Genomic DNA, 14,125 nt, shown 5'->3' with positions numbered 1-14,125 from the left:
ATGCAATCAATGTCTTTATCCAGTTTTGAGAGAACAAACTTCTTTTAGAAACAAATAGGAACTTCGCCTAAGAGCGCAACGTCCATGTTGCAACGGCGAAGCCAGCACATCCATGTGCAAGTCTAGTGATGATGGCAAAGAGGTCACACCCGTTCCCATACCGAACACGGAAGTTAAGCTCTTTAGCGCCGATGGTAGTTGGGGGCTTCCCCCTGTGAGAGTAGGACGTCGCTAGGCTCAAGAAGTCGTTACTGATTTAGTCAGTAGTGGCTTTTTTATTTTTATTAAATATAAATTGAATATACTTACATAATGCTATAAAACTAAAACTCCTGCGCCTATTTGAGCTGCATTAGATCCAGAAAAAGCTTCTAACTATCCATTGAATAAGAAAGCTTAAATAGATGAAGGTAGCCCGATTAGAAGCACTTTTATGGCTACGAAGCCCGGAACTTCATATGAAAAATGTAAAAGGAACTCGAACAAAACTATAACCTCTACAAGCATTAAATAAGTGCTATATCAATCTAATTAGCAAGCCTTCCAAAACACTCGATCTTATCCGGAAATATTACATATATAAAATCAAGCAGCTGTATATAACAAGCTTGAGAATCACACCTTCATAAATCATCATAAGAAGTCTGTTCACCTAAATAACAATTCTCATACTCAAAAAGCATCTTCAGAAATCTGTAAAATTCCAAAAACAAAAAAGTTTTCTTAATTTTAAATTTTTTCAATTAAAATACTTGCATATTTTTTCTGAATACTTATAATAATAAATGTGCAGTAAATAAAAAATAAAAATATTATTGTTCCGAAGTAGCTCAGTGGTAGAGCAACCGGCTGTTAACCGGTTGGTCGTAGGTTCGAGTCCTACCTTCGGAGCCATTTTTTTGCCTAAAAACTATATTATTACAGTTAGAAAAATTTTAGAAAAAAACTTTATAAAAATAGTTGCACCAACATAAAAATGATGTTATTATAAATCTTGTCTTGTTCGATATGGACAAGTACACTATACATAGGATGGCCCGTTGGTCAAGTGGTTAAGACACCGCCCTTTCACGGCGGTAACACGAGTTCGAATCTCGTACGGGTCACCAATTTTAATTTAAAAGATAACACTTACCTATATCCTGGAGGATTAGCTCAGCTGGGAGAGCACCTGCCTTACAAGCAGGGGGTCGGCGGTTCGAGCCCGTCATCCTCCACCATAAGTGTTTATCCGGAGGGGTAGCGAAGTGGCTAAACGCGGCGGACTGTAAATCCGCTCCTTAGGGTTCGGCGGTTCGAATCCGTCCCCCTCCACCATTTTTGGGGTATAGCCAAGCGGTAAGGCAACGGATTTTGATTCCGTCATGCCCAGGTTCGAATCCTGGTACCCCAGCCATTTTCTTAATAACAATACATAGTCCAATCCTTTACTCAAATGAGTAGGGGATTTTTTTATTTCATTAAAAATCATTAAAAGTATATGCAATGTCAAAATGTAAATTTTCTATTTCTCCTCTATATTGGTGAATTTTTCGAATCAAGTAACTAATAATAAGTGAATAAATATTCAAAATTTTGTTGAGTTGAGCCATCTAGGCTTTTCCATATAAAATAGAGAATATCAACAAGGGGGTCATTATATGAAAAACAAACAAATATCAATTATTGGAGCACCATCTGACTACGGACAACAACGACGTGGGGTGGACATGGGACCGAGTGCAATCCGTTATGCAGATGTATCTGAACGATTAGAAGCTTTAGGTTATGAGGTTAAAGACGAAGGTGACATCATTGTTAAAAGAGCAGTGAGTAATACACAGCTGGATACTAATTTAAAAAATTTAAAAGAAGTTGTGGAAGTATGTACACAGCTTTCAGATAAAGTTTCGGAGGTTATTGACCAAAATAGATTCCCATTAGTATTAGGTGGCGATCATAGTATCGCGATAGGGACACTTGCTGGGTTAGCTGCACATTATAAGAACCTAGGTGTTATTTGGTATGATGCACATGCTGATCTAAATACGCCAGCAACCTCTCCTTCAGGGAATATCCATGGTATGCCGCTTGCTGTTAGTATTGGTCTAGGTGATGAGCGATTAGTTCATATTGGTGGAGCTATGCCGAAAATTAAACCAGAAAATATTATTATTATCGGAGCTCGTTCAGTGGATCCAGGGGAAAGAGAGTTAATTAGTGAAAAAGGCATTAAAGTATATACAATGCATGAAATTGACCGAATGGGTATGACGAGAATTATTGAAGAGTCAATTGCTTATCTAAAAGAAAGAGATGTAGATGGCGTTCATTTATCTTTAGATTTAGATGGAATTGATCCTTTATATACTCCTGGAGTTGGAACACCGGTACCAGGGGGAATCACATACCGAGAAAGCCATTTAGCGATGGAAATGTTGGAGGAGGAAGGAATTATTACTTCTGCAGAATTTGTTGAGGTAAATCCAATTCTCGATGAACGAAATAAGACGGCTGACGTTGCTGTTGCTTTAATGGGATCACTATTTGGAGAAAAGCTTGTGTAATTTAGTGTTTTCGGCTCTTGAATTTTTTGGGAAAATATACTAATTTATAATCTTAGGGATAAAAATTTTATATAATCTCTCAATATACGCGAAACTTTTTTTAAAGTTTCGCGTAAATAATAATAAGCCGTAAAGGTGGAGAGGAAAACATAAATGGATGCGTTAGTGAACAAAAGAATAAAGCAAGTGCTAAAAGGTGATCAAAACGCATTTTCAGATATTGTGAGCCTCTACCAGCACAAGTTATACCAAATATGCTATCGTATGCTCGGCAACAAGCAAGAAGCGGAGGATATCTCACAGGAAGCATTTGTACGTGCATACATAAACCTTCATACTTTCGATCAAAAAAGAAAATTCTCAACATGGCTTTATCGAATTGCCACGAATCTCTGTATTGATCGAATTAGAAAGAAAAAACCAGATTATTATCTAGATGCAGAAGTTGCAGGGACGGATGGATTGAATATGTACTCGCAAATTGCATCAAGTGAACAGCTACCAGAGGAAACAGTTCAACAAATGGAGCTGCAGGATCGAATACAGTATGAAATCAGCAGGTTGTCTGATAAATATCGTTCAGTCATCGTCTTAAAATATATAGAAGAATTATCATTACAAGAAATTAGCGAAATCTTAGATATGCCTTTGGGAACAGTTAAAACACGAATTCATAGAGGGCGTGAAGCACTAAGAAAGCAATTAAACAATCTGTAGGAGGGTAACCGCATGAGTACGTGTCCACAATACATTGTTGACTATATGCACGAATATTTAGATGGCGAGATTAGTCGTGAACATGAACAACAGCTGAAGAAACATTTACAAATGTGCTCTGATTGTAGACAACATATGCACGAGTTAAGTGACACGATTGCTTTTGTTAAGAGTGCAGCACATATTACAGCACCTCCACATTTTGAGGAAGAAGTAATGAAGCGTCTACCTAAAGGGAAAAATCGCGTAGGCATACAAAGATGGTTGAGACGACATCCGATTGTGGTCGCAGCTGCTGTGTTCTTCTTGTTTATGAGTGCCACGATGTTAAGCAGTTATTCAAATGATGAATTTTCGGTTACAAAACAACCGAATTTAATAGTAGAAGGGCAAACTGTTATTGTGCCTGAAGGAGAAGTCGTTAAAGGCGACATCGTTGTGAAAAATGGTGACCTAATCATTGAGGGTGAAGTTGATGGTGATGTGGTTGTTATTAACGGTCAATACATGGCCTCTACTTCTGTTGTAACAGGGCAAATAGAGGAAATTAATCAGGTATTTGAATGGTTATGGTATGAGACGAAAGCAATGGCAAATGACTTTGTGAACTTTTTTAAAGATTGATGGAAAGCATATTTAATATGAAAAAGAAAAGTCTGCTCGTGAAGGGTGGGCTTTTTTACTTTTAGAAAAGCTTTATAAGTTGGAACTATGGTATACTATTTTTAGTAAAAAGACTAAATCTTTGTTGCTGAAACAGGTTCATTTAAAAGGAATAAAGAAGACAAATTGCGGCGAAAGTTTCCTACATTTATTGCTTTTTTTAGGCAATAATAAAGAGACTAGCAATTATTGCTCGAGTCATATTTGAATTTGTTTAACATTTTTCTAGTTTTCCGTAATAACGCCATGATGTAATTGATATAAATGAAATAGCAAGGAAAAAGTGGGGGATGCCACGTGCAGATTATCGAGCAGTTTACAGACTTCACGCCTGTAAATATTGTGTTTAGCATATTAGACGTACTATTAGTTTGGTACGTGATTTATAAATTATTAACCCTCATTAAAGGAACGAAAGCTGTTCAGTTATTAAAAGGGATATTCGTCATTATCTTCGCTAGGTTTGCAACAGTCGTTTTCGGTTTAGATACCCTCGGTTGGTTCCTACAAGAAATAATTGACTACGGTTTTTTAGCCATCATTATTATCTTTACCCCTGAAATCCGAAGAGCGCTGGAACAATTAGGCAGAGGTAAAATATTCCAACGTTCAACTGGTCAATTAGAGGATGAGCAAACTCGGTTAATAGAAGCCATGAAAAAGGCCGTAAGTTATATGGCGAAACGTCGTATTGGTGCCCTAATTTCAATTGAAAATGAAACAGGCTTAACAGAATATATTGAAACCGGTATCAAGTTAAATGCTGAAATAACATCAGAGCTACTTATTAATATTTTTATCCCCAATACGCCACTCCATGATGGTGCAGTGATCGTACAAAAGGATAAGGTCATTTCGGCTGCTTGTTATTTACCATTATCGGAAAGTACCTTTATTTCAAAAGAACTAGGAACACGTCACAGAGCTGCAGTGGGGCTAAGTGAGGTAACCGATGCCATTACAATTGTAGTGTCTGAAGAAACTGGTGCTATTAGCTTAACTCGAAATGGTAATTTATATCGAAATCTTTCAATAGAGGAATTCGAAACACATTTAAGAAAATTGTGGTTTGGACCTGAACAAGATTCAGATTTTGCCTCTAAGTGGACTTGGAGGGGGAAAAGAAATGGATAAACTATTTGATAGTTATTGGGCTTTACGTGTAACTGCCCTCATCTTAGCCCTACTACTCTTCTTTTATGCGAAGGCGCAATTAGATGATGGGCAAACCTCCCCGTCAAATGCACAGCTAGATATTATTACAGATGTACCTCTAGAGGTATACTATGACACCGAAAATTTAATAGTTTCCGGGTTGCCAGAAACCGTTGACGTGACCATCGAAGGTCCAATGCCAATAGTACTACAAACAAAGTTGTCAAAAGACTTTAAAGTGTTCGTTGACCTAAATTCATTGGTAATTGGTGAACACCGAGTTACAATTCAACATGAAAACTTTTCACCTAAGCTGGAAGTGACCATTGACCCAAAGGTGATTGATATTGTAATTGAAGAAAAAGTTACAGAAGAAGTAAAAATAGAGCCAGAAATGAATAATCGTTTAATAGCTGATGGTTATGAGTTAATTGGCATGTCAGCTGATCCAAGTACCGTTTTTGTAACAGGTGCTAAAAGTGTAGTTGAAAGCATTAGCTATGTAAAAGCAACGGTCAATAGTGATGAAGGAATTACAGAGTCCTTTGATCAAGAAGCAAATGTGAGGGTGCTTGATAGTAACTTGAATAAACTCGATGTTACTATTGACCCTGAGGTTGTTAAAGTAAATGTTGAGGTAAAACAGTATAGTCGAAAAGTACCTCTAACTATAAAGCAAACGGGCACTCCGATGGATGGAGTTACAATCAATAGTGCTAGCTCTCAGACTAAAGTCATTGAATTGTTTGGTCCAAAATCAATTATTGACCCTATCACAAGATTAGAAGTAGAATTTGACATATCAGAAATTCAAGAATCTGGTGTTTATGAAGTGAAAGTGCCGTTACCTAACGGAGTAGCAAAGCTCTCAAAAAATTCAATTGAGGTACAAGCTAACGTTACAAAGGCAGAAACTGAAACTGAAACGGAAGATGAGACAGCTCAGGGACAAGACCCTGAACCTGGACGAACAGAACCAGAGGAAGTAGAAGTAGAAGAAGAAACAAATGCTGGAGAAACAACTCCAGAAGATGAAACACCTGCTGACGAAGACAACAATACAGAATAGCAAATTCTTAAGATTATTTATAAAAGCATAAGATTTTGTATGTGAAACATGGAATGTCTAGCATTGAAGGAGAGAATAAGTAATGGGAAAATATTTCGGAACTGATGGCGTACGTGGTGTAGCCAATTCAGAGTTAACACCTGAACTAGCGTTTAAACTAGGTCGTGTTGGTGGATACGTACTTACTAAGCATGCAACAGAACGCCCAAAGGTTATTATTGGACGAGATACAAGGGTTTCTGGACATATGCTAGAGGGAGCATTAGTTGCAGGCCTACTTTCAATCGGAGTAGAAGTGATGCGATTAGGTGTAATCAGTACTCCAGGTGTAGCGTATCTTACACGTGTAATGAATGCAGATGCAGGCGTTATGATTTCCGCTTCTCATAACCCAGTAGCAGATAATGGTATCAAATTTTTTGGTCCAGATGGGTTTAAATTAACTGATGCACAAGAAGCAGAGATAGAAAATTTGATCGAGCAAGATAACGATACATTACCACGCCCAGTCGGAGGCGAATTAGGAGCAGTAAGTGACTACTTCGAAGGCGGACAAAAATATCTTTCATACTTAAAACAAACAGTAGAAGAAGACTTCTTAGGAATACATGTGGCTTTAGACTGTGCTCATGGTGCAACATCTCAGCTAGCTACACATCTATTTGCAGATTTAGAAGCTGATATTTCATCAATGGGCTCATCGCCTAATGGTTTAAATATTAATGATGGCGTAGGGTCAACTCATCCGGAAAAACTTGCGGCCCTCGTTTTAGAGCGTGGAGCAGATGTCGGTTTAGCGTTTGACGGAGATGGTGATAGACTGATTGCAGTTGACGAAAAAGGACAAATTGTCGATGGTGACCAAATCATGTTCATTATCGGAAAATACTTAAACAGTAAAGGTCGCTTAAAGAAAAATACAGTTGTATCAACTGTTATGAGTAACTTAGGCTTTTATAAGGCAATTGAGGAAAACGGGATGACGAGTGTGAAAACTGCCGTTGGAGATCGGTATGTTGTAGAAGAAATGCGTGCTAATGAGTATAACCTTGGTGGAGAGCAATCAGGGCATATCGTATTCTTAGATTTCAATACAACTGGTGACGGCTTACTAACTGCTATTCAGCTTGTGAATATCATGAAAGCAACAGATAAGCGCTTATCAGAGCTTGCAGCTGAAATGACAGTATTCCCACAAAAACTAGTTAACGTACGTGTGGTAGACAAGCATGCTGTTACACAAAATGAAAAAGTAGCAAAGACAATTGCGGAAGTTGAAGCAGCGATGGCTGGAAATGGTCGAGTATTAGTACGACCATCTGGTACAGAACCACTTGTTCGTGTAATGGTGGAAGCTTCTACTGAAGAAGAATGTGAAAGCTATGTAAACAGAATTTCAGACGTTGTACGTCAAGAATTAGGACTAGCTGATTAACCGAAAAACAATGCCGGTAAACGAACTCTTCAAAAGGAGTTTGTTTACTGGTTTTTTAGTTTTTACTTCCTTCATTCTTTGTTTATTTGTCGAATAAAAGGGAAATAGTAAGTCTGAAAGGAGTGATATCAATGGCAAAAGTAGCCACATTAATTACAGATCTATTTGAGGATATTGAATTTACAAGTCCAAAGGAAGCATTACAAGAGGCTGGTCATACCATAGTAACGATTGATAAAGAGGGAAATAAAGCGGTTCGCGGTAAACAAGGTGAGGTTCGAGTTGAAATCGATTATGGGATTGATGATGTAAATCCTGATGATTTTGATGCGTTATTCATTCCAGGAGGTTTCTCACCAGACCTACTAAGAGACGATGATCGTGTGGTAGCATTTGCGAAGAAATTTATGAGTGATATGAAGCCAGTATTTGCAATTTGTCATGGACCTCAGCTATTAATTACGGCTAGATCATTAGAAGGCCGCGATATTACTGGATATAAATCAATTCAAGTAGACCTAGAAAATGCTGGGGCAAAGTTCCATGATGAAGAAGTTTTTGTATGTCAAAAACAACTAGTTTCAAGCCGTACACCTAAGGACTTACCAGCATTCAATCGTGAAATCGTAAATTTACTAAAAGAAAAAGAGCTATAGTTAAAATAAATCAATTTTCTTTTTTAACTATCCACTAGAGGCCCGCTCGAACCTCTAGTGGAATTTTTTTCGGACTATCTGTAAGCCTAGTTTATCGTTGGAATGAGGAGCTTTAGGCAAACAATAAAAACGAATAAAATATCTGAAATTAGGAAATATGCGTGGATGATTGACGATTAGAAGCATATTCTGTATGATGAAGGTGCTTGAAAAAAATATTTTGAAGAATATTCCAATTTCCTTCAAATTTTCAAGCTAGCGCATCACTAGGAGGGAAGAATAAGCGCGATACAAGTAAAACGGAAAACAATTATAGCGCCTGAGCTAAGGAAATCGGACGGAATTTTAATCCTTAGTTGACGAGGTGGAGGATTATCGAATTTTCGGCGGATACCTCCCGATCGAATGCCCGGTCGATAGTTTCGTTTTAAAACGTAGAAGTGATTCTATGGACAGAAAAACGAAAAGGCAAATAAAACAAAGAAACAATATCAAAATTTAGAGCTAAACAGGTGTTGTTGAATTAGACAGAATTCTTGCACTGTATTTGAAGCTCATTTCTTTAACATTGACTTTTTGGTATTGCTTTTAACGGAGGATTTTAGATTATGTGTGGAATCGTAGGATATAATGGTGAACTTGATGCAAAGGAAATTTTACTAAAAGGATTAGAGAAATTAGAATACCGCGGATATGACTCAGCTGGTATTGCTGTTCGTAATGACGAAGGGGTAACAGTGTTCAAGGAAAAAGGTCGTATTGCAGATTTACGTACAGCGGTAAACGATGATGTAGCTGCAACAATCGGAATTGGTCATACACGTTGGGCAACTCACGGTGTACCAAACCAACTAAACGCTCACCCTCATCAAAGTACTACAGGTCGTTATACTTTAGTGCATAACGGGGTAATCGAAAACTATCACCTATTGCAAAAAGCCTACCTAAAAGGTATTCAGATGCAATCAGATACTGATACAGAAGTAATTGTGCAGCTAGTTGATTTATTTGCAAAAGAAGGATTATCAACAGTTGAAGCATTCCGTAAAACATTATCTTTATTACACGGTTCATATGCTCTTGCGTTACTAGACCAAGAAGATGAAGAGACAATTTACGTAGCAAAAAATAAATCTCCATTACTAGTAGGTGTAGGAGATGGCTTTAATGTTGTTGCTTCTGATGCAATGGCAATGCTACAGGTAACAGACCAATTCGTAGAGCTACGCGACAAAGAGGTTGTATTAGTGCACCGTGACAAAGTTGAAATTTCAACTTTAGATGGAACACCTGTTGAGCGCAAGCCATATAAAGCAGAGCTAGATGCTAGCGACATCGAAAAGGGAACTTACCCTCACTATATGTTGAAGGAAATGGATGAGCAGCCAGCTGTTGTTCGTAAAATTATTCAAGCATATAGCAATAATGATGAAGATTTAACAATCGATGACAATATTTTAGAGGCGATTAACCAAGCGGATCGTTTATATATTATTGCTGCTGGAACTAGTTACCATGCAGGCTTGATCGGAAAACAATATTTCGAAAAAATTGCAGGTATCCCTGTAGAAGTTCACATTTCAAGTGAATTTGGCTATAATATGCCACTTCTATCTGAAAAGCCTTTATTCATCTTTATTTCACAATCAGGTGAGACAGCAGATAGTCGTCAAGTACTTGTGAAGGTAAAGGAAGAGATGGGCTACCCAGCATTAACAGTAACTAATGTTCCTGGTTCTACACTTTCTCGTGAATCAGACTATACATTGTTACTACACGCAGGTCCTGAAATTGCTGTAGCCTCTACTAAAGCGTATGTGGCACAAGTTGCTGTACTGTCGATTGCTGCTTATGTTGCAGGTAAAGCGAAAGGGAAAGATCTAGACTTTGACTTAAAACAAGAATTAGCAATCGCTGCTAACGGTATTCAGACAATGGTTGACTCGAAGGAAGAGCTAGAGCAAATTGCTGAAGACTATTTAAAAATCGCACGCAATGCGTTCTTCATCGGACGTAACCTAGACTTCTATGTAAGTTCAGAGGGTGCATTAAAACTAAAAGAAATTTCCTACATCCAAGCAGAAGGATTTGCTGGTGGGGAGTTAAAGCACGGTACAATCGCTCTAATCGAAGAGGGAACACCAGTATTCGCTTTAGCAACACAAGAGCAAGTATCATTGAATATCCGTGGGAACGTAAAAGAAGTAGTAGCACGCGGAGCAAACGCATGCATTATCTCAATGGAGGGCATCGAGGAAGAAGGCGACCGCTTCGTCATTCCGAAGGTTCACCAATTACTAACACCACTAGTTTCTGTAGTACCACTACAACTAATCAGCTACTACGCAGCATTACACCGTCGCTGTGACGTTGATAAGCCAAGGAATTTGGCCAAATCTGTTACTGTGGAATAAGGGTGTCTTGAGAGCTATAGTGTGATGTTGAATGACAAAAAAGTCGGGAACTGGACAAAAAAGTTGGGAACTGGACAAAAAAGTCGGGTACCGAACAAAAAAGTTGGGAACCACTAAAACAAAAAAGCATGGCATTTGCCATGCTTTTTTAAAATTGTTTTCTAAATTATTATTTGAACAGTTTGCTGAAATACTCCAGATTGTTCAGATCTTCAATCATTTCATCATTACTCGGAATTATTCGACCGATTGCGTGCGATTCATCATGTACATAAGTAGATGATTTTGTCATTCCTTCATTAACGAGTTGAACTATTTCATCCGTGAATTTAATTTTATTAAGTCTTTGCGTTTGTACGGCTGAATCAAAACGTTCAACAACGCCATTTAATAGTAATTCCTCTACTGCTCTTTCCCATGATTCTCTTAATAGCATGTACCATGTTTTAGCATTCCGATAGTAGATATCAGGATCTAATTGACTTTCTTGCTTCTTTAATTTTGGCAATTCATTTTTTAAGTACCCTATTCTTTTACTTGTTGATAGGGTTATCCAAGGCATTTCTGGTTTTGCAATACCTGCTCTTTGTCCATGTCTTCTGATTGAACAATAGGATGCATTTACTTCATATAACTTAGCATATTTTTGAAGTGTATGAAGAAATACAATATCATGCGTAAAAATGATTACTTGACGTCTTTTTGCTTCTACAATTAGCCGCTTAGCTACATAATCTCTCCTACTGTGATCTAAAGATGAAACGGGATCATCGAGAATAATTCCTCCATTTGAATGCATAGATGAAATTTCAGCAAGGAAAAATGCTAATGATAAAACTTTTTGTTCTCCTTCACTAAGTATTTCATTTATATTTATTTTTGTACTAGATTCCAATGAAAGTTTTAATGTGGTTTTCCCTTTAACTCCCCTACTATTAAGCTTAAATAGAATGTGCTCTCTTCTAAGTTGCTTTAATTCATTTTCAATTTCCTCCTTAAATTTATCGGTCAACAATGAGTTAGATAATTCATTATATTTTCTTGTTAGCTTTGTTGTATCCAATGATTTTATAGCTTTATCAAACTTGTCAACTTGCTGAAGAGTTTTTATTAAATTATAAACATCTTCAATCCTTTTGAAGACTTGTTCCTTTGAAATTAACTCGTACTGTTCTGCTTTTAATTCAGCAGAATTGTCCTGTTGAACTAGTGATTTTAAGTGTTCCAATTCAATACATTTTACTTGCAACCAATCATCAAGTTCTTTTATTGGGAATGATTCTAATAATGGAACATCTTCCAATTCAATTCGAATATCATTCTCCACGCTTTGCAATTGAGCAACGATTTTCACAGCAGATTGTATAAACAATTCAATTTTCATATCTAATTCAGGTGAATCAATATATAGATAAGTACGAACAGAGGAGTCGGTTACTTTAGTAAAAGGAAGGAGTTTGAATTTAGAAAGTAATTGTCGCCTTTCCTCATGCAGTTGACGTGTTTCTTGGCTAATGCTGTCATTCATAAATTCTTCAAAACGCGTTAAGCGTATTCGAGCATCTTCTTTTAAGTCTTGTTGGCATAATAAACATTTTGCATCATTTTCTACGTTAGGAAATGCATGTTGAGGATATGCAATTTCATGATACTGTTTTGCCGTTTGCCAAAGTTTTTTCCATGGATTGCTACCAACTTCATTTAACGGTTGTTCTTCGAAAGCTTCATGAGTTAACGCTTCTAAGGTTGCTTTTGAATCAAGATATCGCTGATTTAAAAAGATGAAATCTTTAACTTTCCCATTAGATAATTCTTGATTTATATTTTGTAGGGTATTTTTCAAATTTGTAATATCGCTTATATTTCTTTGAAGTTCCTGAGCTACTTTAAGCGGATTTGAATGGCTTAGCACTTTTAAATCGCTTGAAATTTGTTCTAGCCTAGTCTGATCTTCCTTGGTAAAAATACAATTACCTCGTACATCTTTATCTTTAGTCTGGTATGTAATGGAATTTATAAAATTTTCCACCTTAGAAGAACTAGTTAATTCGTTAAAAGTCGGCATTGTTTTTAAAAGAGCTTCTTTTGACAGTAATAGTCTGTGTCTTATTTCTGTTTGAAGCGTAGCAAGTACATCGAAAATTTTAAATTCAGTTGGAATAAATACAACTTCATTTTCAGATTGTGCATAAACCCTCGCACAATCAGTATCAAAAATACTAATGGATGTTAGCTGTGATTCTGGCGCGGTATTTACAATTCTCTTAATTATGTTTTCTGAACCATTTTGTTGCGTATAAATATCCGCTGTGCTGGTTGCTGTCCCTGATTTATAGATATTTGGATAGATTTTTGTTTTTTCATCAACCGCCCGACAAGCCTGCTTTAAAACCTTTGCATAACTGGATTTACCAGCCGAGTTTTCACCATAGATAACAGTTAATCCATCTGGTGAGAATTGAATCCCATATTCTGAGTCGATGGCTGCAATATGTTGAAGATTTTTTAAAGATGTGATCTTAACTACATCTTTAGGATTTTTATTAGGAATATGACTTTCCTCTAAAGGAGTAATATTGAAATTTTTATCAGTAAAACCGTTTTCATAAAGGATATTATCTATCACTTCTTTTAATTCCTCAGAATCAAGTACAGATTTTTGATATAGTCTTCTAATTAAATCGTTTTGCCATTTGGGAAGTTGCAATGACCATTCCCAGATATGATTATTTAGTTCCATATAATACCTCCCTTTGACATTAACATAACCCATTCAACAAAAGAGGACAATACAATTTTTGGAAATTCTTAAATCCATAACTCATAAAAAGTTATTTTTACTGTGCCTTTGCTAATTGAAAATTATTAAAGGAGATTTAAAAACATTTATAGAAAATAGAAAGAATAATATCGTCAGGGGGTATGTAATTTGTATATTGAAAAAGTTAGGATAACTATTAAATCATTGGGCGACGAACAATACAATGAATTTATTTTAAAACTGAGAAACAAGCTCAAATACAAATTTGGAATCGATACAAAACCCTCTGAATTGAAAAAACAAGTAGATAATTTTCTTAATAACAAGACCGAAAAAATATCAATTCGTTATCTTGAAGCATATTTATTAACATTAAACGATCTATCAGTGAATGGTGGTATTAAAGCAATTGTTGAAGGAAAACTCACATCAGCAAATTCATGGAGAGATTTGTTAATACTTGCAACCCAGGATCAGCCACTCCCATTAGGTGTTAATGTTGATGTATTAGATGAAGTATTAATAAAAGATATCAAATCGCTTTTTACCAATATAATAAAATACTGTGCAAATGAAAATAAAGAAGTTTTTCGACATAATATACATACTGTTAATCAATTTCTCTCAATAAAAAAGGACTTGGAACAATAAATCCAAGTCCTTTTTGTTGCCCTTCTTTAGGGAAAAATTATTTTTGGTAAGTTGTAAT

General features: G+C 36.5%; 10 protein-coding genes, 5 tRNA genes and 1 rRNA gene. 15 read left to right on the top strand and 1 reads right to left on the bottom strand.

Features of this window, described 5'->3' with window-relative positions; genetic code table 11:
• The first annotated feature begins 121 nt into the window (after positions 1-121).
• From rrf to glmS, 14 genes are all read left to right on the top strand, one after another.
• Positions 122-237, top strand: a 5S ribosomal RNA gene (gene rrf, locus LG296_RS18425).
• Between the two features lie 582 nt (positions 238-819).
• Positions 820-894: transfer RNA gene (locus tag LG296_RS18420), tRNA-Asn, on the top strand.
• A 140-nt stretch (positions 895-1,034) separates the two neighbouring features.
• Positions 1,035-1,109 (top strand) — tRNA-Glu (locus tag LG296_RS18415).
• A 35-nt stretch (positions 1,110-1,144) separates the two neighbouring features.
• Positions 1,145-1,220 (top strand) — tRNA-Val (locus tag LG296_RS18410).
• A gap of 13 nt (positions 1,221-1,233) precedes the next feature.
• Positions 1,234-1,317 (top strand) — tRNA-Tyr (locus LG296_RS18405).
• A gap of 4 nt (positions 1,318-1,321) precedes the next feature.
• Positions 1,322-1,396: transfer RNA gene (locus LG296_RS18400), tRNA-Gln, on the top strand.
• A gap of 244 nt (positions 1,397-1,640) precedes the next feature.
• Positions 1,641-2,546: an arginase gene (gene rocF / locus LG296_RS18395; RefSeq protein ID WP_107937204.1), complete on the top strand. Its 906-nt coding sequence runs from the start codon at positions 1,641-1,643 to the stop codon at positions 2,544-2,546.
• 153 nt (positions 2,547-2,699) lie between these two features.
• Complete coding sequence (gene sigW, locus LG296_RS18390; RefSeq protein ID WP_107937206.1) at positions 2,700-3,263, top strand: RNA polymerase sigma factor SigW; 564 nt, start codon at positions 2,700-2,702, stop codon at positions 3,261-3,263.
• A 12-nt stretch (positions 3,264-3,275) separates the two neighbouring features.
• Positions 3,276-3,887 carry an anti-sigma factor gene (locus LG296_RS18385; protein ID WP_107937208.1) on the top strand — a complete coding sequence of 204 codons (612 nt, stop codon included), beginning with the start codon at positions 3,276-3,278 and terminating at the stop codon, positions 3,885-3,887.
• A 336-nt stretch (positions 3,888-4,223) separates the two neighbouring features.
• Complete coding sequence (gene cdaA, locus LG296_RS18380) at positions 4,224-5,060, top strand: diadenylate cyclase CdaA (RefSeq protein ID WP_107937211.1); 837 nt, start codon at positions 4,224-4,226, stop codon at positions 5,058-5,060.
• The gene (locus tag LG296_RS18375; protein ID WP_107937212.1) at positions 5,053-6,150 is read left to right on the top strand and encodes a YbbR-like domain-containing protein; all 1,098 of its coding nucleotides are present in this window, start codon (positions 5,053-5,055) and stop codon (positions 6,148-6,150) included. Before cdaA ends, LG296_RS18375 begins: the two co-directional genes overlap by 8 nt.
• A gap of 82 nt (positions 6,151-6,232) precedes the next feature.
• Entirely contained in the window at positions 6,233-7,585 is a 1,353-nt protein-coding gene (glmM, locus tag LG296_RS18370) for a phosphoglucosamine mutase (RefSeq protein WP_107937214.1), read from the top strand.
• Positions 7,586-7,716: 131 nt separating this feature from the next.
• Positions 7,717-8,241 (top strand): type 1 glutamine amidotransferase domain-containing protein, encoded by a 525-nt coding sequence (locus LG296_RS18365; RefSeq protein ID WP_107937216.1) that lies wholly within the window; start codon positions 7,717-7,719, stop codon positions 8,239-8,241.
• 608 nt (positions 8,242-8,849) lie between these two features.
• A complete protein-coding gene (gene glmS / locus LG296_RS18360) occupies positions 8,850-10,655 on the top strand; it encodes a glutamine--fructose-6-phosphate transaminase (isomerizing) (RefSeq protein WP_107937218.1) in 1,806 nt (601 codons plus the stop codon).
• A gap of 169 nt (positions 10,656-10,824) precedes the next feature.
• Here the strand turns inward: glmS and LG296_RS18355 are convergent, their stop codons facing one another.
• A complete protein-coding gene (locus LG296_RS18355) occupies positions 10,825-13,395 on the bottom strand; it encodes an AAA family ATPase (RefSeq protein ID WP_181418109.1) in 2,571 nt (856 codons plus the stop codon).
• 189 nt (positions 13,396-13,584) lie between these two features.
• On the opposite strand from LG296_RS18355, the gene LG296_RS18350 reads away from it, so the two are divergent.
• The gene (locus LG296_RS18350; RefSeq protein WP_107937223.1) at positions 13,585-14,067 is read left to right on the top strand and encodes a hypothetical protein; all 483 of its coding nucleotides are present in this window, start codon (positions 13,585-13,587) and stop codon (positions 14,065-14,067) included.
• Positions 14,068-14,125: the final 58 nt, after the last annotated feature.

Source organism: Ureibacillus chungkukjangi, from assembly GCF_044795995.1.
GTDB classification, from domain to species: Bacteria; Bacillota; Bacilli; order Bacillales_A; family Planococcaceae; genus Ureibacillus; species Ureibacillus chungkukjangi.
The sequence above is the reverse complement of the archived record's forward strand: the minus strand, read 5'-3'. Positions and strand labels throughout refer to the sequence as shown.

Coding starts and splice junctions, on each gene's coding strand:
- LG296_RS18375 (WP_107937212.1), top strand. CDS start 5,053: ATGGATAAACTATTTGATAGTTATTGGGCTTTACGTGTAACTGCCCTC.
- LG296_RS18365 (WP_107937216.1), top strand. CDS start 7,717: ATGGCAAAAGTAGCCACATTAATTACAGATCTATTTGAGGATATTGAA.
- LG296_RS18355 (WP_181418109.1), bottom strand. CDS start 13,395: ATGGAACTAAATAATCATATCTGGGAATGGTCATTGCAACTTCCCAAA.
- sigW (WP_107937206.1), top strand. CDS start 2,700: ATGGATGCGTTAGTGAACAAAAGAATAAAGCAAGTGCTAAAAGGTGAT.
- glmS (WP_107937218.1), top strand. CDS start 8,850: ATGTGTGGAATCGTAGGATATAATGGTGAACTTGATGCAAAGGAAATT.
- LG296_RS18385 (WP_107937208.1), top strand. CDS start 3,276: ATGAGTACGTGTCCACAATACATTGTTGACTATATGCACGAATATTTA.
- rocF (WP_107937204.1), top strand. CDS start 1,641: ATGAAAAACAAACAAATATCAATTATTGGAGCACCATCTGACTACGGA.
- glmM (WP_107937214.1), top strand. CDS start 6,233: ATGGGAAAATATTTCGGAACTGATGGCGTACGTGGTGTAGCCAATTCA.